Raw genomic sequence first — 19,152 nt, 5'->3', positions numbered from 1 at the left:
CTATCCCGTCGGGACCCATTCATACTGGGGAACCGTAGGATTGTCGGCGGGGCCCCTGAAAGACCCTTGAAGGGTATGGCCAATATGGATATGTCGGTGTATGTCATTCATCAATATGGTGACACGGCCCTGGTGGCCGTGATGGGCGAGATAGACGCCTTCAACTACCGGCTGCTGGAGTCGGAGCTGGAGTCGCTCATGCTCAGAGGCATACGACACATCCTCGTGGACGCCGGCGAGCTGCTTTTCTGCGACGTCAGCGGGGCCCGGGCGCTGGAGCGGATTCACGAGGCCCTCCGCGCGGCCGGAGGAGAGTTGTTCGTCGTCCCCTCCCCGGCCGTGGTCCGGCTGTTCACCGTGCTCTGGGGAGCGCAGGAGCCCGAGCACCCCGGCCTGGTCGACGCCTCCGGCCTGGACGATTTTCCCGAGATCCCACCGCTCCCCCCACGGCACCTCCCGGCCCTGCGGCGCATCGGCGGCAGGCGCCGCACCCACCGGGACGCCACCCGGCGCGCCGGGATCCCGGATTCGGAGAAGTCCTCCCCACCGGATGCCACCCCGCCGGAGCACACCTCCCCCTGGGAGCAGGAGAGCACGACGCTCCGGGGGCGCATCGCCTCCCTTAAGGAGAGCACGCCTAAGGAGAGCACGCCGCCCCGGGCCGAGCCGGACCCGGGACACCCTCCCGCCGAACGCGCGGCGCACCCGGCGCTGGAGAGGGCCGCGCGGCTGAGGCGGGAGGCGGCGGCACGCCTGGAGACGCTCCACCTCCAGACGCAGACGACCTGCGCGACGCTGGCCGAGATCCACGACCGGATGGCCGCCCTCCAGGCCGGGCTGGACGCCCACCTCGCGATGCGGGCCGCGGTGAGGCTGGCCTGCGACGACCACGCCGACCGGGCGAAGGCGGATCGGGCGCGCGAGCTCGCCGCCTCCTTCCCTGCCGGGTCCGGCTGAGACTTCCCGGCGGATCCGGCCGAGGCGCACCGCGGCCGGGTCGCCGAGCGGATGATCAGGCGCCCTCGCGGTTATCCGCGGCCATGCCGGAAAGCATGATGTCGTGACTTTTCCGCTTCCCTGAGGGAGGGGAATTCCGCTGAGCCGCTACCGCGGTTCCACGAAGGGCAAGCCATATGGCGGGCGATCCCGAGATCCACGACAGCTCAGACGCCTACGACGAGCCACAGGACGAGCGCCGCGAGGCCCGCAGGGAGTGGAGCGAGCGCACTCGCGAGCGCATCGTCCAGGCCGGCGAGCGGGCCGGGCAGGCCGCCGAGCGCCGGCACGAGCTCGCCCGCGGCGAGACCGCGCCGATGTCACGCGCCTCCCCGCCGCCCCCGTCCCCGCCGTCCCCCGCGTTTCCCTCGTCCTCCGGCTCACTCTCACCCCCCGAGTCACTCTCGTCGCGCGCCGAGCGGACGGACCAGGCCGAGCGGACGGACCGCGCCGAGCGGACGGACCGCGCCGACGCCCACCTGGGAAAGGCGCGCCTGCGGGCCGACCAGGCCAGGGAGCGCGCGGTGGCCGGATACCGGTCGGCGGCCCAGGCCCACCGGAACGCGGCCGCGAGCCACGACCGGGCCGCGACGGCGGGAAGCGGGGACGCGGAGACCCACCGGCTCCAGGCGCTGACGCATCGCCGCCAGGCCGCCGCCGACGAGCACCGGGCGTCCATGGCCGAGCGGGCGGGCCCCGATCTCCGGAAAGACGACCCTGAGGATCTCCGGAAAGACGACCCCGGGCGGACCGGCCCCTGATGCGGTCTTCCTGAAGTGGCGCACGAACCTGAAGTGGCGTACGAAAACGCGCCGGAATTCAGCGACGGGCCGAACTCGCCTTTGGTTAACGGTCCCTTAGCGCGCCCCTAGCAAAGTCTACGCAAATCTTGGCATATGACACGAATTGCCAAGATCACTGTCGGAACCCTGGCGACCGCCGCTCTCCTGATCGGTGGAGGCGGCATCGCTCTCGCCGCGCAGCCGGACAGCGCGGCGATCACCGCCACCGCGGGTGGCACCGGTACGACCGGTGCGACCGCGACCGGCGCCACGGGCACGGACGCCGCACCGGTCACCACCTCGGCGGGCATCTCCTCCCGCAAGGCCGTGCAGATCGCCAAGAAGCGCGTTCCCGGCGCGCGCGTCAGCAAGGTCGAGCGCGAGTGGGAGCACGGCCGGCGGGCCTGGAAGGTCGAGCTGCACAAGGGCGCCTGGGAGTACGACGTCTACGTGTCGGCGAAGACCGGAAAGATCATCAAGTTGAAGCGCGACTACGACGACTGATCAGCAGGACTTGAGAACGGACTCCATGGCGTCCTTCTCGCCGGACGTCACCCAAAGGTCGTACTTGACCTTCACCCTGATCTGACGCTCGACGTAGGGGCACCGGTAGGCGCGGCGCGGCGGCAGCCAGGTCGCCGCGTCTCCGGCGCCCTTCTGGCTGTTCAGCGGCCCGTCCACGGCCAGCAGGTTCAGCGGGTCGTTGGCGAGTTCCTTCCGCTTGGACTCGGACATCTGCTGGGCGCCCTTCTGCCAGGCGTCGGCGAGCGCGACCACGTGGTCGATCTGCACCGCCATGCTGGTCCGCGTCCCGCGCTCGAACTTGATGGTCTTGCCGCTGTACGGATCCTCGAGAATTCCGGACTGCACGACGCAGCCGTCCTCGCCCTTCTTGAAGACCTCTTCCTTCAGGTCGCGAATGAGAATGTCGTTGCGGGTGTCACAGCCGTTCCCGTCGACGTCCGACCACGCGGAACCGAATTCGTCGCGGTCGAACCCGGTCATCGAGGCGCGCCCCTTGACCTGCAATTTCTTCAGATCCTTGAGCGCCTCGGACGCGGATTTCCCCCCTCCGGAGGACTGCGCCCCGTCGTCCACACCTCCGTCCGGCACCGGGCCGCAGCCCGCCACCGTGAACGCGATCGTCGCGACGACCACACCTCGTACCAGCGCAGTCCGCACCATGCCACCTCTCACGCGCATCACTCTCTGAAGCGGCAAATTACCTCAGATAACGTCCTCAATCTTAAAAGCCTCAAGCAGTCTTTGGGGGGACACGAGAATTTCCGGCGCATCAATTCACGCCTTAACGACATCCCTCACGTGACCTGCACAAATACCCTCACAAGCGCGCCACGGTCACCGGACCAGGTGATCACCCCCTGGAGATCAGGTGATCAGGATCCCGCCGTCGACCGGGATCACCGCACCGGTGACGTACGAGGCGGCGTCCGAGGCGAGGAAGATCGCGGCGGCGACGAGCTCGGCCGGATCGCCGGGGCGCCTCATCAGCACCCGGTGCTCAAGGTGCCAGGTCAGATAGCCCTCGGCGTACTGGTCGGTCATCTCCGAGGTGAAGAAACCCGGCTCAAGGCAGTTGACCCGGATGCCGCGCCGTCCCGTCCACTGCTGGGCGAGATCGCGCGTGAGGCCGACGACCCCCGCCTTGGAGGCGCTGTAGGCGGCCTGCGGCAGCCCGGCGGTCGTCTCGCCCAGGATGCTCCCGACGTTGACGATCGAGGAGCCCGGCCGCATGAGCCTGGCGCAGGCCTGTGCCATCCAGTAGGTGCCGTGCAGGTTGACGTCCACGACCTGGCGGAACTGCTCGGGCGTCTCCTTCAGCGCCGGGACCGCCGAGCCCACGCCGGCGTTGTTGATCAGGACGTCCACCGCGCCCAGCTCGGCCACCGCCGCCTCGGCCAGCGCCTGGCAGTCCTCCGGCCTGGTCACGTCGGTGACAAGGGCCACGCATCGCCTGCCGGTCTCCTCGACCAGGGTGCGGGTCTCCTCAAGGCGGTCCTTCCTGCGGGCCCCGATCACGATGTCCGCGCCCGCCTCGGCCAGGCCCCTCGCGAACGCGACCCCCAGTCCTGAGGACGCGCCGGTGACGATCGCGACCTTGCCGTCCAGCCGGAATCGTTCCAGCATCCGGATTCTCCTTCGTCCGCCCAATGCGCCGAATGAGATTCTAGTGACCGCGACGAGAATCGCCCGTAAGGGTTCTCCTCACGGGCGACGCGTTGTCCTGTGCGGCCGATGGCCCGAGCGGTGCACGGACGGTACGGCTTCCCGGGCTCCGAGGTGGTCAGGGAGGAGCCGCCTCCCCTTTTCCAAGACCGGACGACTTTTCCGAGACCGGACGACGCCACGGGCCGCCGGGCGCGGCCGTGGCGAGCCGTCCTACAGGCCGTACTCCTTGGTGATCCTCTCGTGCCGCTCCACCTCGACGTCGACGGCCTTGGCCAGGTCGAGCCAGGCCAGCGGGTGCACCCAGCGCTCGGTGGCGTCGTCCAGAAGCGCGTCGAGCTCGACCGGGCTGACGTCCGGCGGGACCGCGATCCAGCCGAACACGCCGGGCAGCGGCTCGCCCGAGGTCGGGTGGTTCACGGTGTAGTTGTCGTCGCTGTAGACCCACATCGGCCAGCCGCGCTCGGCCATGACGTCGTTGAACTCCGTCCAGTCGGCCTGACTGGGAGCGGCGCCGTCGAAGAACCAGCTGGTGTAGCCGCCCGGACGGAGCATGCTGACCGCCGCGAAGGGCGGGACGAAGTTCTCCTGCTCCTCGGCACTCTCCGGGATCGGCTCGAGCAGCTGCGGCTCGAAGACGACCAGGTCACCCGCGTTGTACTCCATGCCGGGAGGCTGGGGAATGGCCAGGCGCGCCGTCGCGGGGCCGGTGCGCACGCTCAGGACCTGGCGCTGGCTGCCGTCGGGGGCGGGAAGGATGATGCGCACCAGGCCCATCTCCTCCTCGATCGGCCCCTCGCTCGACTGCAGCGGCATCCCGATCTTGGCGGCGCCCAGGCGGACGGTCTCCCAGTCTTCGGCGGCCGTCGCCATGACGACCATCCGCCAGACGTCCTGCTGCTCGATCTCCCCGGAGTCGAGGAGGTCGCGCAGGATGCCCGCGCCCTTGGCGTTGTCGCCGAGTTGCTGCACCGCGGCCGACCACAGGCGGGCCGCCTCGATGCCGGCGCCCGCGACGAACGCCGCCTCTCCCTCGGCCGCCGCCTGCTCCCAGCGCTCCCGCGCGGTGTACAGGCGGCCCAGGGCGAGGTGGCGCTGCGCGTCGGGCAGCCGCTCGGCCATCTGCTCCAGACGCTCGTCCTGACGCGCCTCGATCAGCAGGCCACTGAGGTACGCGGCGTCCTGCGGGTCGGCGTTCTCGATGTCGCCGGACTCGACCAGCATGGTCCAGTAGATGTCCGCGCCCCTGGCCGGGTAACCGAGGAAGCCCAGCGTGGTGGTGTGGCGCCGGGTGGCCTCCACGTCACGGCCGGACAGCGGGGTCAGCCAGCCCACCCAGCGCTCCGGGTCGGCGTTGAAGCCGTCGGCGGCGTCGAAGGAACCGACCAGCTCGGCCTCGGGGCTCGGGGCCTGAAGCGGGGTGGCCTCGTCCGCGGCGGTGCGCAGCTCGGCGATCCGCTTGGCGGTGTCGCCGGGGTTCCTGAGCTCGCCGGCCGCCGACTCCGCGAGATCGGCCAGGAGGCGCGCCTGCCAGAGTCCCTGGCGTGCGACCGCCAGGTGCCCGGCGACGAGCGACAGCTCGACCCGGGCGCGGTAGCCGCCCATCATGGCGAAGTAGTCGATCCACTGCTTGAGCACCCGGCCCAGCTGCCAGGTGTTGGTGATCTGCGCCGTTCCGGCGAGCGCGCGGATGGCGTACGACCACTCCACCCAGACGCGGGGGTGGTCGCCCACCACGTCGAGGTCGGGCAGGGCGTCGACGGACTCCTGCACCCGGTCGAGGGTGGCGAGCACGAGCGCGCGGAGCACTCCCTCGCGGTGTTCCTTGGCCACCGGGTCGTCGGGCTTGAAACCGGTCGCGGCGTCGAGCGCGGTGAGCGCGTCCTCGGCGCGGCCGGCGGCCAGCAGCGCGCGGGCCGAGGCGGCCCCCAGCTCCCAGCTCGCCTCGCGGCCCGCGCCGCCCAGCGCCGCCACCGCGGTCTCGGCGTGCGAGATCGCCTCATCGACCCGGCCCGCGTCGACCAGCGCCGCGACGTAGTGCTCGGCGACGGAGGCGAAGGCCAGCGAGTCCGGCTCGACGTCCAGCGCCGAGAGCGCGGCCAGCCGCTCGGCGGCGTAACCGGGACCGTCGGCGTTCGCCTGCGCGATGGCCAGCGCCACGACGGCACCGGGCACGGCCGGGCACTCTCGCACGTCCTCCCGCTTGGTGAACTCCACCAGTGTCTCGGCGTCGGCGATCGCGACCGTCCCCTGCGCGCGGTCGCCGACGCGGCCGATCAGGTGCCAGTAGCGGGCGTAGAACTCCAGCCAGGGCAGCCGCAGGTTCTCCGCCTGCTGCGCGATGGCGGGCGCGAGCACGTCGAGCTGCGCGTATCGGCCTTCCAGCGCCTGCGCGGGCACATCTCCGATCGCCATAGCCAGACCGGTGTTACCTGCTTCATGCAGTTGCCGCTGGGTGTCGCCCACCCAGGCCCAGATGTCCACGTCCATGAGACGTCAGTCTGCCAGGTCGGCGAGCATGCCCCAAACGGCTTGGCGAACACCGGGGCGAAGCGGCAGGTGGCGCGCACGGCTCAGAGCGTGACCTCACCGGACGCGACGAGGACGGCGGGACCCGCCAGATAGCTGGTGCGCTCGTCGAGGGTGACGGTGACGGTGCCGCCGAGCACCTCCACCGCCCAGGTGCCGCTGGTCTCACCGGCCAGCCGCGCGGCGGCCACGGCCGAGGCGACGGCGCCGGTGCCGCAGGACCTGGTCTCGCCCGAGCCGCGCTCGAAGACCCGCATGACGACCCGGCGCGCGCCCACCGGATTGAGCAGCTCGATGTTGACCCCGGCGGGGAACACCTCGGGGTCGAACGCGGGCTGGTGGCTCAGGTCGAGCTGGGCCACCGGGTCACCGATGACGCAGGCCAGGTGGGGGTTGCCCATGTCGACGTGGAGACCCTCGTACTCGTGGCCCGCGACGGTCGTGCGGCTCGACCCCAGCACCCGGGGCGGGCCCATCTCGACGGTCACGTCACCCGTCTCCGCGAGCCGCACCCGCTTGACGCCCCCCCTGGTCGCGACGCCGAACTCCCCCGGCGCGGCGAGGCCCGCGTCGACCAGGTATCGGGCGAAGACCCGCGTCCCGTTGCCGCACATCTCGGCGATGCCGCCGTCGGCGTTGCGGTAGTCCATGAACCACTCGGCCTCGCCCGCCTGGCCGGACACCTCCGGGCAGAGCTTCGTCCGCGTCACGCGCAGCACGCCGTCCGCGCCGATCCCCGCGCGCCGGTCGCACAACGCCGCCACGAGCGTCGCGGGCAACTCCAGCTCACCGTCCGGGTCGGGGAGGATGACGAAGTCGTTCTCGGTGCCGTGTCCCTTCGCGAATCGCATGTGACCAACTCTATCCAGGCACGCGTCCGCCCCCGCCGCCCCGCCCCGGCCGGTCTCCGGCCCGGGGAGCGGTCAACCGCGGATCGCGGCGAGCGCGCGGCCCAGGAGGTCCGGTTCCCGCTGGGGCAGCCAGATCACGCGGGGATCGCGGCGGAACCACGACTCCTGGCGGCGGACGAACCTGCGCGTCGCCCGTACCGTCTCCTGCTTCGCCTCCTCCTCGGTGCACTCACCGCCGAGGAAGCTCAGCACCTGCGCGTACCCGAGGGCGCGGCTGGCCGTACGGCCCCCGGCGAGCCCGCGCGCGGCCAGTTCCCTGACCTCGTCCACCAGCCCGGCCCGCCACATGTGCTCGACCCGTGCCTCGACCCGGGCGTCCAGCACCTCCCTGGGCACCTCCACCCCCAGCTGGACACTGTCGTAGACGGCGTCGTACGACGGCATCGTGGCCGAGAACGGCCGGCCGGAGATCTCGATGACCTCCAGGGCCCGGACGATCCTGCGCCCGTTGCCCGGGAGGATGGTCTCGGCGGCCTTCGGGTCGCGCTCGCGGAGCCGCTCGTACAGCGGGCCGGGGCCGCGCAGGTCGAGTTCGGCCTCCAGCCGGGCACGGACCTCCGGGTCGGTGCCGGGGAACTCCAGGTCGTCCAGGGCGGCCCGCACGTACAGCCCGGATCCGCCCACCAGAATCGGCACGATCCCCTTGACCCGCAGGCCGTCGATGATCGGCCGGGCCAGCGACTGGTACTCGGCCACGCTGGCCGCCCTGGTCACGTCCCAGATGTCCAGCAGGTGGTGAGGCACCCCCCTGCGCTCCGCCACGGAGAGTTTCGCCGTCCCGATGTCCATTCCTTGGTAAAGCTGCATGGAGTCGGTGTTGATCACCTCGCCCCCCAGTTCGAGGGCGAGATCCACGGCCAGGTCGGACTTTCCGGCCGCGGTCGGGCCGACGACGGCGATGACGGGTAGCTGAGGCACGGGGTAAGTCTGCCAACTCCCCGGGTATGGATGAGAAACGATGCGTCCTCGCATCGGAATTGGGGGATTCACCATGTCGATCCTCGACAAGGTCAAGCACATGCTCGGCGGCGGCGCCAAGACCGAAGAACTCGCCAAACAGGGCATCGACAAGGCGGAACGGATCGCCAAGGCGAAGCTGGGCGGAAAACACGCCCGGCGCATCGACACCGCCGCGCAGAAGGCCAGGGAGATGGCCGACAAGATCAACGAACCGGACACCAGACCACCGGGCACGACACCCGCGCCCGGGCGGGACGACAGCGCGTCCGGTCCCGGCCGGCCCGGCACGACACCCGCGCCCGGCCGCGCCACGCCCACCGGACGGGACGACGACACGTCCGGTCCCGGCCAGCCCGGCACCACGCCGCCGCCCTACGGGCCGTAGGCGGTCGGCGAGGCCGATCACAGGTCCCGGCCCCGGTCCCCGGTCAGTCCCAGTCGAGCATCGGCTGCAGGTAGCCCTCCAGGGTGAGCAGCCGGCGCTTCGACTCCACGCCGTCGCCTCCGCTGAACCCGCCGAGCCCGTTCCCGGCGACTACCCGGTGGCACGGCACGATGACGGGGAGCGGATTGGCTCCCATGATCGACCCGATGGCCCGCGCCGGCACACCCGTCCCGCTGCGGGCCGCCAGCTCCCCGTAGGTCACCACCTTGCCGTACGGAACCGTCTCGTAGAGCGTGCCGAGCACCCTGCGCTGCACCGGCGAGGCCAGCCGCCAGTCCACCGGAACCCCGAAGACCCTCAGCCTGCCCGCGTAGTAGTCGCCCAGCTCACCGAGCACGGCCGCCGTCATGCCGGGGTCGTCCGCCTCCTCCAGCCCCAGCCGTTCAAGCAGGCGGGCCCTGAACCGGGACGGTTCCTCCCAGCCCACACTCGCCACACCGTCCTCGGTCACGGCGACGGCCATGTCCCCCAGCGGTGTCGGAACGCTCCCGAACGCCACGCTCCCCGCCATCGGCCTCGTGTCCCCTTCGCGAACTCGTCGTCCCCGGTGCCCCGGGCATCGTCCTCTCCCGCCACCGTAACCACTCCGGGCGGGATCACTCCATCCAGCGGGCGGCGAAGTAGCCGACGCCGTAGGGCGCTTCGTCGTAGAGGATCTCACCGCGCAGGGCGCTCCCGCACCCGCCGAGGACCTGCAGGGCCGCGCGGCCCGCGACCCACAGCTCGGCGGCCTCGCCGGGGTCGAGCGCCGGGACCTCGCCACGGGCGAGCGCCTCGACGATCGTCCTGTCGTACGGTTTCGCGCGAGGGTCCAGGTATCCGGGGGACTTCTCGGTGAGGCGGGCCGAGCCGTCGGCCATGACGAGCATCGCCACGCGACCGGCCGTGGCCGCCAGCCGCTCCCCCAGGGCCGCGCACTCCCCAGGAGCCGCGTCGAAGGAAATCGCGTGGAATCCCGAGGCCGTCAGGTGCTCTCCTTCGAGGAGCCGGCGGCCGATCGTCAGGGACAGCGGCAGGACGGGCTCCCCCTGCCCGCTCCGGACGTCGACGCCCCAGGGCGCGAGGCTCCCGGCGGCGTCCGCGCCGTACGCCGCGGTCCGGTCCGCGCCTCCCACCACCACGATCTCGTCGGCGCCGGCGTCGCGCAACGCCCCGATCGCGGCCGCGCAGGCCGCCCTGAGGTCGTCGAGCTCCGAGGCCGCGGTCCCGGCCAGCTCGGGGACCAGCAGCGGGGGATGCGGGCACACGGCCGCGGCGACAAGCACCTCGCCAGACTAACGGAGCCCTGCCGGCGGAGCCCCCTCCGGGAAGCCGGCGGAGCCCTCTCCGGGAACCGTTCCGCCATCTCGCCGCCCCGCTAACTCGCGGCTCGCGGCGAGAGCGGCCGTGCGGGACGACGGCTTGCGGGCTACCGGAACGCGGCGGGGCACGGTGATCCGCTCACCGTGCCCCGCGCGCCGGACGTGTCCGGCGGACCGGAGACGTGCGGCTTTCCGATCTCGGTCAGTAGCCGCCGACGGGCCCCTGGGGATGCACGTAGCCGGCGGGGTCGTCGGTGCCGGAGTCCTGCGGCTGCTGACTGCTCTGCGGCTGCTTCGACGGTTTGTCCTTCGAGGGCTTCCCTGCGGCCGACTCGGCTCCGGGCTCGCTCTCGTCCGCCCCGCCGGTGCCAGTGCCGGTGCCGGAGTCGGTGCCGCCGCCTCCGGTGGACGTGTCATCGGCTCCGGAGGCGGCGTCCGCCCCCTTCTCCGGCTTCTGCTTCGTGGCCTGCGGCGGGCTCTGGTCCGGCGCGGGCTCCTGGGACGCCTCCTGGGCGCTGTCCGGCGCCGGCGGCACCCGGGGGTCGTCGCCCCCGGCGTTCATGAAGGCGAAGACGGCGCCCCCGCCCAGGAGGGCGGCGGCGAGGACGGAGAAGACGGCTATGGCCAGGCCGTTCATCCGCTGGGGCTTGCGCTTGCGAGGCTTCTTGGGCCCGTCGGCGGGGCCGACGAGGATCTCTGGTTCTCCGGGACTGCCCGGGGATGGAGGGACGTGCATGAGGAAGAACTCCCTGCGGCTCTCGGGGGGAAACCTCCACGGCTTCCGAGGGTGCCGAACCACAGTAGTCACAGTGGGGAAATGCTCGCACATCAATCACGGGCGAATCACGAAATATCATTCTTTGGGGAAGCCGCGGCGGCCCCGTGCGCATACCCCCTGGCAGGGACGGCGGTGTCGCCGGAATCGCCGCCGCCACCGGGGATTCCGAGGATTCGATCATGGGCCCGCGCCACTCCGAGGAGCGCCTTCGAAAAGACGCCGGAAGACCTCACCCGAAGGGAAAAATCGGGAGAGGTACTTCCGGTGCGGCATCCGAAGGACGGAACCTCAGGAGACGGAGCAGCCCGAGGTCTCCGGGAGCGGGGCGGGACGGCCGATCGAGGGCATGCCCAGCATGACCCCGGAACCGGTTCCGGCCGGGGCGCCCTGGCGGGCCTCCCAGGCGTCGCCCGCGCGGGTACGGCGGAGCCTCAGCGCGGGTCCGTCGGCGACCAGGTGGTGCGGTGCCGCGTACGTGACCTCGGCACTCACCACGTCACCCGGACGCGGGGTCTCGGCACCGGGGGTGAAGTGCACCAGGCGGTTGTCGGGGGCCCGCCCCGACATCCGGTGGGTCGCCTCGTCCTTGCGGCCCTCGCCCTCGGCGACCAGCACCTCGAGCGTCCGGCCGACCTGCTTCTTGTTCTCCGCCCAGGAGATCTCGGTCTGCAGGGCGACGAGCCGCTCGTAGCGCTCCTGCACGACCTCCTTGGGAACCTGGTGCTCCATGGTGGCGGCGGGCGTGCCGGGCCGGATGGAGTACTGGAACGTGAAGGCGTTGGCGAACCGCGACTCGCGCACCACGTCGAGGGTGGCCTGGAAGTCCTCCTCGGTCTCGCCGGGGAAGCCCACGATGATGTCGGTGGAGATCGCCGCGTCGGGCATGGCCGCGCGGACCCGCTCGATGATGCCCAGGTAGCGCTCGGCCCGGTACGAGCGGCGCATGGCCTTGAGGACCCGGTCCGAGCCCGACTGCAGCGGCATGTGGAGCTGGTGCATCACGTTGGGCGTCTCGGCCATCGCCGCGATGACGTCGTCGGTGAACGCCGCCGGGTGCGGGCTGGTGAAGCGGACCCGCTCCAGGCCCTCGATGTCGCCGCAGGCCCGCAGCAGCTTGCCGAAGGCCAGCCGGTCGCCGAACTCCACGCCGTACGTGTTGACGTTCTGGCCGAGGAGGGTGATCTCCAGCACGCCCTGGTCGACCAGGGCGCGCACCTCGTTGAGAACGTCGCCGGGGCGGCGGTCCTTCTCCTTGCCGCGCAGGGCGGGCACGATGCAGAACGTGCAGGTGTTGTTGCACCCCACGGAGACCGACACCCAGGCGGCGTAGGCGGACTCGCGCTTGGTCGGCAGCGTGCTCGGGAAGGTCTCCAGGGACTCCTTGATCTCGACCTGGGCCTCCTGCTGGACGCGCGCCCGCTCCAGCAGCACCGGCAGCGAGCCGATGTTGTGGGTGCCGAACACCACGTCCACCCAGGGCGCCCTGCGGACGATCTCCCCCTGGTCCTTCTGCGCCAGGCAGCCGCCCACGGCGATCTGCATGCCGGGGTTGCCCATCTTCGAGGGGCGCAGGTGTCCGAGGTTGCCGTAGAGCTTGTTGTCGGCGTTCTCCCGTACGGCACAGGTGTTGAACACGACCACGTCGGCCGTCTCCCCCTGGGCGGCCGGGACGTATCCGGCGTCCTCCAGGAGGCCCGACAGGCGCTCGGAGTCGTGCACGTTCATCTGGCACCCATAGGTACGGACCTCGTACGTGCGGGCGCTCTCCACGGTGGCAGTCATCTCACGACAAGGGTAGGCGCTCCGCCGAACCTTCAGGTACGCCCTCACCCCGCCGAACTCCAGGTAATCGATTGGTAACTCAGAGTCAATTCCTTCGCTGAGCTGGGGCTCCAAAGCCGCATGCGAGAATTAGGACTCGACCGACAGCTGAGAGTGGTGAGCCACGGTGGCGATGCTCGTGCAGACCTCGGAGGCCCCGGTGAAGGCCAAGAAGCCCGTCAAAAAGCCGCACAAGAAGCCGCAGAGCACCGCGGTCCCGACGGCGAACTTCTGGGAGACACCCGGCGAACTCGGCATCGACGAATGGTTCGAGCTCAACTCCCGCGATGACGGCGGTCGCTACGAGCTCATCGACGGGAGTCTGATCGTGTCTCCTGCCCCATCCGCCCAGCATCAGTGGATCGGCGACCGGCTCCGCCGGTTTCTGGAGGACGCCGCCCCCGAGGAGTTGATGGTCGTCACCGGCACCGGACTCCTCCTCGACTCCCGGCCGGGCGTCATTCCCGACGTCATGGTGGTGGAACGGAAACCGATCCGTGACGGCGCCCAGGTCGTCGACCCGGAATGGGCCCACCTCGTCGTGGAGATCGTCTCCAGGTCCACCACGGCTGTGGATCGGATCATCAAACCGGTGAAGTACGCGGAGGCCGGGATACCCCACTTCTGGCGCGTCGAGATGAAGCCGTTCCGAGGGCAGGGATCCGACGAGTTCCCGGTGATCTTCACGTACGCGCTCGACGAGAACGGCGAGTACCAGCTCATCCACCGCGTCGCCACCGGAACGACCGTGAACCTGACGGAACCGTTCACGTTCAGGGTTGACCCCGAGGCTCTGAGCAGGATTTGATGATCAAGGTGTGAGCAGGCCGTGATCTGATCGGTACCGCAGGGTTAGCCTCAGGTGCCCTTTACAGAATTACGTTGTCCACCATGACGGAGAACGGGGACAAGACTCCTCTGGTCGTGCTCGAAGGCGTCAACAAGCACTTCGGCAGCCTGCACGTCCTTCGGGACATCAATCTGACGATCTCCCGCGGCGAGGTCCTCGTCGTCATCGGCCCGTCGGGCGGCGGCAAGTCGACCCTCTGCCGGACGATCAACCGGCTGGAGGCGATCGACGAGGGAACCATCACCTTCGACGGGCAGCCGCTCGCGGTCGAGGGCAAGACCCTGGCCAAGCTCAGGTCCGAGGTCGGGATGGTGTTCCAGTCCTTCAACCTGTTCGCGCACAAGACGATCCTCGAGAACGTCACCCTCGGGCCGATCAAGGTTCGCGGCATCGCGAAGGCCGAAGCGGAGCGGCGGGGCATGGAGTTGCTGGAGCGGGTCGGCATCGGCGCCCAGGCGTCGAAGTACCCCGCGCAGCTCTCGGGAGGCCAGCAGCAGCGCGTGGCGATCGCCCGCGCCCTGGCCATGGACCCCAAGATGATCCTGTTCGACGAGCCGACCTCGGCGCTCGACCCGGAGATGGTCCAGGAGGTGCTCGACGTCATGATCGGCCTCGCCCAGGAGGGCATGACGATGATGGTCGTCACCCACGAGATGGGCTTCGCCCGCCGCGCGGCGAACCGCGTGGTGTTCATGGCCGAGGGCCAGATCGTGGAGGAGAACACCCCCGAGGAGTTCTTCACCAACGCCAGGACCGGTCGGGCCAAGGACTTCCTCTCCAAGATCCTCACTCACTGACGGCTCTGCTCATCCCTGATATGTCCCTGATGAAAGACGAGGTAGCAAGAATGCGTGTACGTCGTATTGGAGCCGTGGTGATCGCAGCCGCGGCGGCGATGGCCGGTCTGACCGCGTGCGGCGACGACGCCGGCGGCGGAAGCGACAAGTTCGTCGTGGGCATCAAGGTCGACCAGCCCGGTCTCGGGCAGAAGCAGCCCGACGGCTCCTTCAAGGGGTTCGACGTCGACGTTGCCCGGTATGTCGCCAAGGAGCTCGGCTACACGGACGACAAGATTGAGTTCAAGGAGGCCATCTCGGCCAACCGCGAATCTTTCATCCAGCAGGGCCAGGTCAACGCCGTGATCGCGACCTACTCGATCACCGACGACCGCAAGAAGAAGGTCTCCTTCGCCGGCCCGTACCTGGTCACCGGCCAGGACATCCTGACCCGGGCGGACGACACCACGATCAACAGCGTCGAGGACCTCAAGACCAAGAAGGTCTGCGGCGCCCAGGGCTCCTCCTCCCCCGCCCGCCTCGTCGAGAAGTTCGGCGACGAGTGGAAGAGCGGCTTCCTCACCGAGCAGCAGGGCTACGGCGCCTGCCTGCCGCTGCTGGAGAACAAGCAGGTCGACGCGATCTCCACCGACGCGACGATCCTGGCCGGCTTCGCCACCCAGTCCCCCGGCAAGTTCCGCCTCGTCGGCCAGCCCTTCTCCGAGGAGAAGTACGGCATCGGCCTGAAGCTGGAGGACAAGGCGACCCGTGACAAGGTGAACGCGGCCGTCGAGAAGATGTTCACGGACGGCAGCTGGAAGAAGGCCATCGACGCCAACTTCGGCGAGTTCGGGAAGTTCTTCACCACCCCGCCGGCTGTCGAGCGCTACTGATTCGGTCACACCTCGGCCGGGGCGTACGGACGCCCCGGCCTGTGACCTCTGGAGGGATGAGTGCAGGCACTCTTCGATGAATTCCCGATCATTCTGGACGCTTTCTGGTTGACCATCCGGCTCACCCTCGCCAGTGGGCTGGTGGCGCTCGTGCTCGGGACGATCCTCGCGGGCATGCGGGTCAGCCCGCTGCCGGTCCTGCGCGGGATCGGCACGACGTATGTGAACGTCCTGCGGAACACCCCGCTGACCCTGGTGATCGTGTTCTGCGGGCTGGGCCTCGGCCTCGTCCTGGACGTCTCGTTCTCAGAAAGCCTGTCCGTCAACTACCTGTGGCTCTCCATCATCGGCCTGTCCGCCTACACGGCGGCGTTCGTCTGCGAGGCGATCCGGGCCGGGATCAACACGGTCCCGGTCGGCCAGGCGGAGGCGGCCCGCGCCATCGGGCTCACGTTCGGCCAGAACCTGAGGCTGATCGTGCTGCCCCAGGCGTTCCGCGCGGTGATCGCCCCGCTGGGCAGCATCCTGATCGCGTTGACCAAGAACACCACGATCGCCGCGGCCATCGGGGTGGGTGAGGCGTCCCTGACCATGAAGACGCTGTTCGAGGCGCACGGCGACGCGGTCATCCAGATCTTCGCCGGGTTCGCGCTGGGCTTTTTGATCCTGACCCTGCCGACCGGACTGCTGTTCGGCTGGCTGGCCAAGCGCCTGGCGGTGGTCCGATGACCGCGGTCACCACCGAGCGGCCCCCGGCGCGCAAGCGGCGCGTCGAGAGTTCCGACCGGGTCAGCGTCCTGTACGACATTCCCGGCCCCAAGGCCCGGATACGCAACAACGTGCTCACCGTGCTGGTCATCCTCGCCGTGCTGTTCGCGGTGTACGTGATGGTGACCAAGCTCGGCGAGAAGAACCAGCTCAGCGCCGAGTTGTGGACGCCGTTCCTGCGCGGCGACGTGTGGATCAACCTGATCCTGCCCGGCCTGGTCAACACGCTCAGCGCCGCCGCGGTGGCCGCGCTGATCGCGGTGCCGTTCGGGTTCGTCTTCGGCATCGGCCGGCTCTCGGCGAACGCCTGGATCCGCCGCGCCTCGGGTGCGGTCGTCGAGTTCTTCCGGGCGATCCCGCTGCTGATCATGATCTTCGCGGTGATGTTCGGCGGGAGCGCGGTCTTCGGGCTCACCGTGACGCCCTTCTGGGCGGTGGTGATCGGCCTGGTCCTGTACAACGGCTCGGTGCTGGCGGAGATCGTACGGGCGGGCATCCTGTCCATCCCCCGGGGGCAGAGCGAGGCCGCGCTCGCGGTCGGCCTGCGTCCGGGCCAGGTGATGCGGATGATCCTGCTGCCGCAGGCGGTCACGGTCATGATGCCGGCGATCGTGGCGCAGCTGGTGGTGCTCCTGAAGGACACCGCCCTGGGCTTCATCGTGTCGTTCGAGGACCTGCTGAACGCGGGGGCGCGCGTGCTGCCCTCCAACTTCAACAACATCATTCCCGCCGTGATCGTCATCGCGATCATCTACATCATCATCAACGTGATGGTGGGCGCCGTCGCCACCTGGTTGGAGAGGCGGAGCCGTCGCAGCAGGAAGACCGCGGCCAAGCCGATCGCCCGGCCCGACTCGCCGACGGCGGTCGAGGGCGGCCTCGGAACCCCCACCACCCCCGCACCGTAGAAGCACGGCAGCCGAAGGGCGGTCACCGGATCCGGTGGCCGCCCTTCCGCGTGCCAGGCGGGTGAGAAAACATCCGCAGGTCGGCTTATGACGGAGACCGGACCAACGACTCTCACCTCATCATTCCCCCCGATCTCACGGCTCGCACGGTTCACCGGCGGCATATCTCGGGTGACGCGAGCGTGATACCGGCGACACGCGGCGGGTTATCGGGCAGGATTGCGCCATGTCCCCCGAGCAGGTCGTCCTGCCGTACGCCACCTGGCCGTCGCCGGTCTCCACCTCCGACGTGGCCCGTTCCGGGCTGCGCCTCGGATACCCGACGGTGCTCGGCGAGGAGGTCTGGTGGACCGAGGACCGTCCCGCCGAGGGCGGGCGGACCACCATCGTGCACCGCGGCGCCGACGGCGCCCAGCGCGAGTTGCTGAGCGCACCGTGGAGCGCCAGGACCAGGGTCCACGAGTACGGCGGGCGGTCGTACGCGGTGGTGCCCGGCGAGGGCGTGGTGTTCGCCAACTTCGTCGACCAGCGCCTCTACCTGCTGCCCACCGGTGGCGAGCCCAGGCCGCTCACGCCGGAGCCCGAGGAGCCGGCGGCCCTGCGCTATGCGGACCTGGTCCTTCACGACGGGCAGATCTGGTGCGTCAGGGAGAGCCACAACGGCGGCCGGGTGAGCCGGTCGATCGTGTCCATCCCGCTGTCCGGCGAGGGCGAGCCGCGCGAGCGGGCCGGCGGGCACGACTTCTACGCCTCCCCCACCGTCTCCCCCGACGGCGAGCACCTGGCCTTCGTCTGCTGGGACCACCCCCGGATGCCGTGGAACGGCACCGAGCTGTGGATCTCCCGGCTCGCCGACGGCACGTCCTGGAAGGTCAAGGGCGGCATCTCGGAATCGGTGCTCGCCCCGCGGTGGCGTGACGAGCAGCACCTGTATCTGGTCTCCGACTGGTCGGGCTGGTGGAACCTCTACCTGGTCGGGATACACGGCGCCTCGGCGAAGGCGCTCCACCCGGCGGAGCAGGAGTTCGCGGGGCCGCTGTGGCAGCTCGGCGCGGTGCCGTACGCGCCGATGGACGACGGGAGCCTCGCGGTCCTGCACGGGCGGGGCGACCTGCGGCTGGGGGTCCTTGACCCGGACAGTGGCGTGCTGAGCGACCTGGACGTGCCCTACGACGGCTGGGAGGTGGTGCTGGCCACCGACGGGCGTGCCGTGGTCGGGATCGGGTACGGCCCGGCGCTGCCCCGGTCGATCGTCCGGGTCGACACCGTGACCGGGCGGGTGGAGGAGGTCCGCCGGGACGTCAACGAGCTGCCCGACCCCGGCTACCTGCCGCGCGCCAGGCCCGTGGAGTTCGAGAGCCGGTTCGGGCGCGAGGTCCACGCGTTCCTCTACCCCCCGTCCAACCCCGTGGCGCGTGGCGAGGGCCCCGCGCCGTACGTCGTGTTCGTGCACGGCGGGCCGACCGGGAACAGCGTCGGCGCGCTCGATCTGGAGAAGACGTTCCTCACCAGCAGGGGCATCGGCGTGCTCGACGTCAACTACGGCGGCTCCACCGGCTACGGCCGCGTCTACCGCGAGCGGCTGCGCGGTCAGTGGGGCGTGGTCGACGTCGAGGACGCGATCGCCGCGGCCGAGTGGCTGGCCGCGGAGGGGCTGGGCGACCCGGCCCGGATCGCGATTCGGGGTGGTAGCGCGGGCGGCTGGACGGTCATGGCGGCCTGCTGCGCGTCCGACGCGTTCGCCGGAGGCGTCTCCTACTACGGCGTGAGCGGGCTCGCCAACTTCAGCGCGACCACCCACGACTTCGAGTCGCGCTACGTCGAGTGGCTGATCGGCCCGGAGGACCCCGCCCTGTACGCCTCGCGCGAACCCGTCGGCCGGGCGGCCGGGGTGAGCTGCCCCATGTTGCTCCTCCAGGGCCTGTCCGACCCGGTGGTCCCCCCGGCGCAGTCACAGGCCTTCGCCGACGCGCTCGCCGAACGCGGCGTTCCCTGCACCTACCTCACGTTCGAGGGGGAGGCCCACGGCTTCCGCCGCGCCGAGACCCGTAGCGCGGCCCTGGCCACCGAGCTCGCCTTCTACCAGCAGATCTTCCATTCCTGAGCGAGAGGCCAGGTGGACCGGCGGGTTGCCGGGCGGGCCGGCGAACCGGGCGGATCGACGTGCTCCCCGGGGTCGGCGGGTCGAGCGGGTTCCGCAAGGTCGGCGGGTTGGGCGGGTTCGGCGCGCACAGCGGGGTCGGCGGG

At 70.4% G+C, this 19,152-nt stretch carries 19 protein-coding genes; 10 read left to right on the top strand and 9 right to left on the bottom strand.

Features of this window, described 5'->3' with window-relative positions:
• Nucleotides 1-75 precede the first annotated feature (75 nt).
• From ACTOQ2_RS11285 to ACTOQ2_RS11275, 3 genes are all read left to right on the top strand, one after another.
• Nucleotides 76-957 carry an STAS domain-containing protein gene (locus ACTOQ2_RS11285; protein ID WP_440099595.1) on the top strand — a complete coding sequence of 294 codons (882 nt, stop codon included), beginning with the start codon at nt 76-78 and terminating at the stop codon, nt 955-957.
• 176 nt (nt 958-1,133) lie between these two features.
• Nucleotides 1,134-1,757 carry a hypothetical protein gene (locus ACTOQ2_RS11280; RefSeq protein ID WP_440099594.1) on the top strand — a complete coding sequence of 208 codons (624 nt, stop codon included), beginning with the start codon at nt 1,134-1,136 and terminating at the stop codon, nt 1,755-1,757.
• 135 nt (nt 1,758-1,892) lie between these two features.
• Nucleotides 1,893-2,282, top strand: coding sequence for a PepSY domain-containing protein (locus ACTOQ2_RS11275; protein WP_440099593.1), 390 nt, complete (start codon nt 1,893-1,895; stop codon nt 2,280-2,282).
• Here ACTOQ2_RS11275 and ACTOQ2_RS11270 read toward each other — a convergent pair whose 3' ends face one another.
• The 5 genes from ACTOQ2_RS11270 to miaA all read right to left on the bottom strand — a co-directional run bounded on the left by ACTOQ2_RS11270 (nt 2,283) and on the right by miaA (nt 8,323).
• Complete coding sequence (locus ACTOQ2_RS11270; protein WP_440099592.1) at nt 2,283-2,963, bottom strand: HNH endonuclease family protein; 681 nt, start codon at nt 2,961-2,963, stop codon at nt 2,283-2,285. It abuts the gene before it with no gap.
• A 204-nt stretch (nt 2,964-3,167) separates the two neighbouring features.
• Nucleotides 3,168-3,926, bottom strand: coding sequence for an SDR family NAD(P)-dependent oxidoreductase (locus ACTOQ2_RS11265; RefSeq protein WP_440099591.1), 759 nt, complete (start codon nt 3,924-3,926; stop codon nt 3,168-3,170).
• A gap of 252 nt (nt 3,927-4,178) precedes the next feature.
• On the bottom strand, nt 4,179-6,455 hold the full coding sequence (locus ACTOQ2_RS11260; protein WP_440099590.1) for a tetratricopeptide repeat protein: 2,277 nt from the start codon (nt 6,453-6,455) through the stop codon (nt 4,179-4,181).
• 83 nt (nt 6,456-6,538) lie between these two features.
• Nucleotides 6,539-7,345: a diaminopimelate epimerase gene (dapF, locus tag ACTOQ2_RS11255; protein WP_440099589.1), complete on the bottom strand. Its 807-nt coding sequence runs from the start codon at nt 7,343-7,345 to the stop codon at nt 6,539-6,541.
• 72 nt (nt 7,346-7,417) lie between these two features.
• Nucleotides 7,418-8,323 (bottom strand): tRNA (adenosine(37)-N6)-dimethylallyltransferase MiaA, encoded by a 906-nt coding sequence (gene miaA, locus ACTOQ2_RS11250; protein WP_440099588.1) that lies wholly within the window; start codon nt 8,321-8,323, stop codon nt 7,418-7,420.
• A 73-nt stretch (nt 8,324-8,396) separates the two neighbouring features.
• Between miaA and ACTOQ2_RS11245 the strand changes: the two genes are divergently transcribed.
• Nucleotides 8,397-8,750, top strand: a complete 354-nt coding sequence (locus ACTOQ2_RS11245) for an antitoxin (RefSeq protein ID WP_440099587.1) — start codon at nt 8,397-8,399, stop codon at nt 8,748-8,750.
• 43 nt (nt 8,751-8,793) lie between these two features.
• On the opposite strand, the gene ACTOQ2_RS11240 is transcribed toward ACTOQ2_RS11245, so the two are convergent.
• The 4 genes from ACTOQ2_RS11240 to miaB all read right to left on the bottom strand — a co-directional run bounded on the left by ACTOQ2_RS11240 (nt 8,794) and on the right by miaB (nt 12,671).
• Nucleotides 8,794-9,309 carry a methylated-DNA--[protein]-cysteine S-methyltransferase gene (locus tag ACTOQ2_RS11240; protein WP_440099586.1) on the bottom strand — a complete coding sequence of 172 codons (516 nt, stop codon included), beginning with the start codon at nt 9,307-9,309 and terminating at the stop codon, nt 8,794-8,796.
• A gap of 97 nt (nt 9,310-9,406) precedes the next feature.
• Complete coding sequence (locus tag ACTOQ2_RS11235; protein WP_440099585.1) at nt 9,407-10,075, bottom strand: hypothetical protein; 669 nt, start codon at nt 10,073-10,075, stop codon at nt 9,407-9,409.
• 238 nt (nt 10,076-10,313) lie between these two features.
• The gene (locus ACTOQ2_RS11230; RefSeq protein WP_440099584.1) at nt 10,314-10,847 is read right to left on the bottom strand and encodes a hypothetical protein; all 534 of its coding nucleotides are present in this window, start codon (nt 10,845-10,847) and stop codon (nt 10,314-10,316) included.
• Between the two features lie 330 nt (nt 10,848-11,177).
• A complete protein-coding gene (gene miaB / locus ACTOQ2_RS11225; protein ID WP_440099583.1) occupies nt 11,178-12,671 on the bottom strand; it encodes a tRNA (N6-isopentenyl adenosine(37)-C2)-methylthiotransferase MiaB in 1,494 nt (497 codons plus the stop codon).
• Between the two features lie 172 nt (nt 12,672-12,843).
• Between miaB and ACTOQ2_RS11220 the strand changes: the two genes are divergently transcribed.
• The 6 genes from ACTOQ2_RS11220 to ACTOQ2_RS11195 all read left to right on the top strand — a co-directional run bounded on the left by ACTOQ2_RS11220 (nt 12,844) and on the right by ACTOQ2_RS11195 (nt 19,009).
• Entirely contained in the window at nt 12,844-13,518 is a 675-nt protein-coding gene (locus ACTOQ2_RS11220; RefSeq protein WP_440099678.1) for a Uma2 family endonuclease, read from the top strand.
• Between the two features lie 83 nt (nt 13,519-13,601).
• A complete protein-coding gene (locus ACTOQ2_RS11215; RefSeq protein WP_440083075.1) occupies nt 13,602-14,357 on the top strand; it encodes an amino acid ABC transporter ATP-binding protein in 756 nt (251 codons plus the stop codon).
• Nucleotides 14,358-14,407: 50 nt separating this feature from the next.
• Nucleotides 14,408-15,229, top strand: coding sequence for a glutamate ABC transporter substrate-binding protein (locus ACTOQ2_RS11210; RefSeq protein WP_440099582.1), 822 nt, complete (start codon nt 14,408-14,410; stop codon nt 15,227-15,229).
• Nucleotides 15,230-15,289: 60 nt separating this feature from the next.
• Nucleotides 15,290-15,958, top strand: coding sequence for an amino acid ABC transporter permease (locus ACTOQ2_RS11205; RefSeq protein WP_440070160.1), 669 nt, complete (start codon nt 15,290-15,292; stop codon nt 15,956-15,958).
• Nucleotides 15,955-16,905: an amino acid ABC transporter permease gene (locus tag ACTOQ2_RS11200; protein WP_440070161.1), complete on the top strand. Its 951-nt coding sequence runs from the start codon at nt 15,955-15,957 to the stop codon at nt 16,903-16,905. Before ACTOQ2_RS11205 ends, ACTOQ2_RS11200 begins: the two co-directional genes overlap by 4 nt.
• Nucleotides 16,906-17,131: 226 nt before the next feature.
• Nucleotides 17,132-19,009 carry a prolyl oligopeptidase family serine peptidase gene (locus tag ACTOQ2_RS11195; protein ID WP_440099581.1) on the top strand — a complete coding sequence of 626 codons (1,878 nt, stop codon included), beginning with the start codon at nt 17,132-17,134 and terminating at the stop codon, nt 19,007-19,009.
• The last annotated feature ends 143 nt before the right edge of the window (nt 19,010-19,152 follow it).

The organism is Streptosporangium sp. H16, assembly GCF_051918855.1.
Classification (GTDB): Bacteria; Actinomycetota; Actinomycetes; order Streptosporangiales; family Streptosporangiaceae; genus Streptosporangium.
The sequence above is the reverse complement of the archived record's forward strand: the minus strand, read 5'-3'. Positions and strand labels throughout refer to the sequence as shown.

Excerpts from the sequence above, each read along its gene's own strand:
- ACTOQ2_RS11260 (WP_440099590.1), bottom strand. The coding sequence starts at position 6,455 with ATGGACGTGGACATCTGGGCCTGGGTGGGCGACACCCAGCGGCAACTG.
- ACTOQ2_RS11265 (WP_440099591.1), bottom strand. The coding sequence starts at position 3,926 with ATGCTGGAACGATTCCGGCTGGACGGCAAGGTCGCGATCGTCACCGGC.
- ACTOQ2_RS11245 (WP_440099587.1), top strand. The coding sequence starts at position 8,397 with ATGTCGATCCTCGACAAGGTCAAGCACATGCTCGGCGGCGGCGCCAAG.
- ACTOQ2_RS11220 (WP_440099678.1), top strand. The coding sequence starts at position 12,844 with ATGCTCGTGCAGACCTCGGAGGCCCCGGTGAAGGCCAAGAAGCCCGTC.
- ACTOQ2_RS11215 (WP_440083075.1), top strand. The coding sequence starts at position 13,602 with ATGACGGAGAACGGGGACAAGACTCCTCTGGTCGTGCTCGAAGGCGTC.
- ACTOQ2_RS11195 (WP_440099581.1), top strand. The coding sequence starts at position 17,132 with ATGTCCCCCGAGCAGGTCGTCCTGCCGTACGCCACCTGGCCGTCGCCG.
- ACTOQ2_RS11275 (WP_440099593.1), top strand. The coding sequence starts at position 1,893 with ATGACACGAATTGCCAAGATCACTGTCGGAACCCTGGCGACCGCCGCT.
- ACTOQ2_RS11210 (WP_440099582.1), top strand. The coding sequence starts at position 14,408 with ATGCGTGTACGTCGTATTGGAGCCGTGGTGATCGCAGCCGCGGCGGCG.
- ACTOQ2_RS11270 (WP_440099592.1), bottom strand. The coding sequence starts at position 2,963 with ATGGTGCGGACTGCGCTGGTACGAGGTGTGGTCGTCGCGACGATCGCG.
- dapF (WP_440099589.1), bottom strand. The coding sequence starts at position 7,345 with ATGCGATTCGCGAAGGGACACGGCACCGAGAACGACTTCGTCATCCTC.
- miaB (WP_440099583.1), bottom strand. The coding sequence starts at position 12,671 with ATGACTGCCACCGTGGAGAGCGCCCGCACGTACGAGGTCCGTACCTAT.
- ACTOQ2_RS11230 (WP_440099584.1), bottom strand. The coding sequence starts at position 10,847 with ATGCACGTCCCTCCATCCCCGGGCAGTCCCGGAGAACCAGAGATCCTC.
- ACTOQ2_RS11280 (WP_440099594.1), top strand. The coding sequence starts at position 1,134 with ATGGCGGGCGATCCCGAGATCCACGACAGCTCAGACGCCTACGACGAG.
- ACTOQ2_RS11200 (WP_440070161.1), top strand. The coding sequence starts at position 15,955 with ATGACCGCGGTCACCACCGAGCGGCCCCCGGCGCGCAAGCGGCGCGTC.
- ACTOQ2_RS11285 (WP_440099595.1), top strand. The coding sequence starts at position 76 with ATGGCCAATATGGATATGTCGGTGTATGTCATTCATCAATATGGTGAC.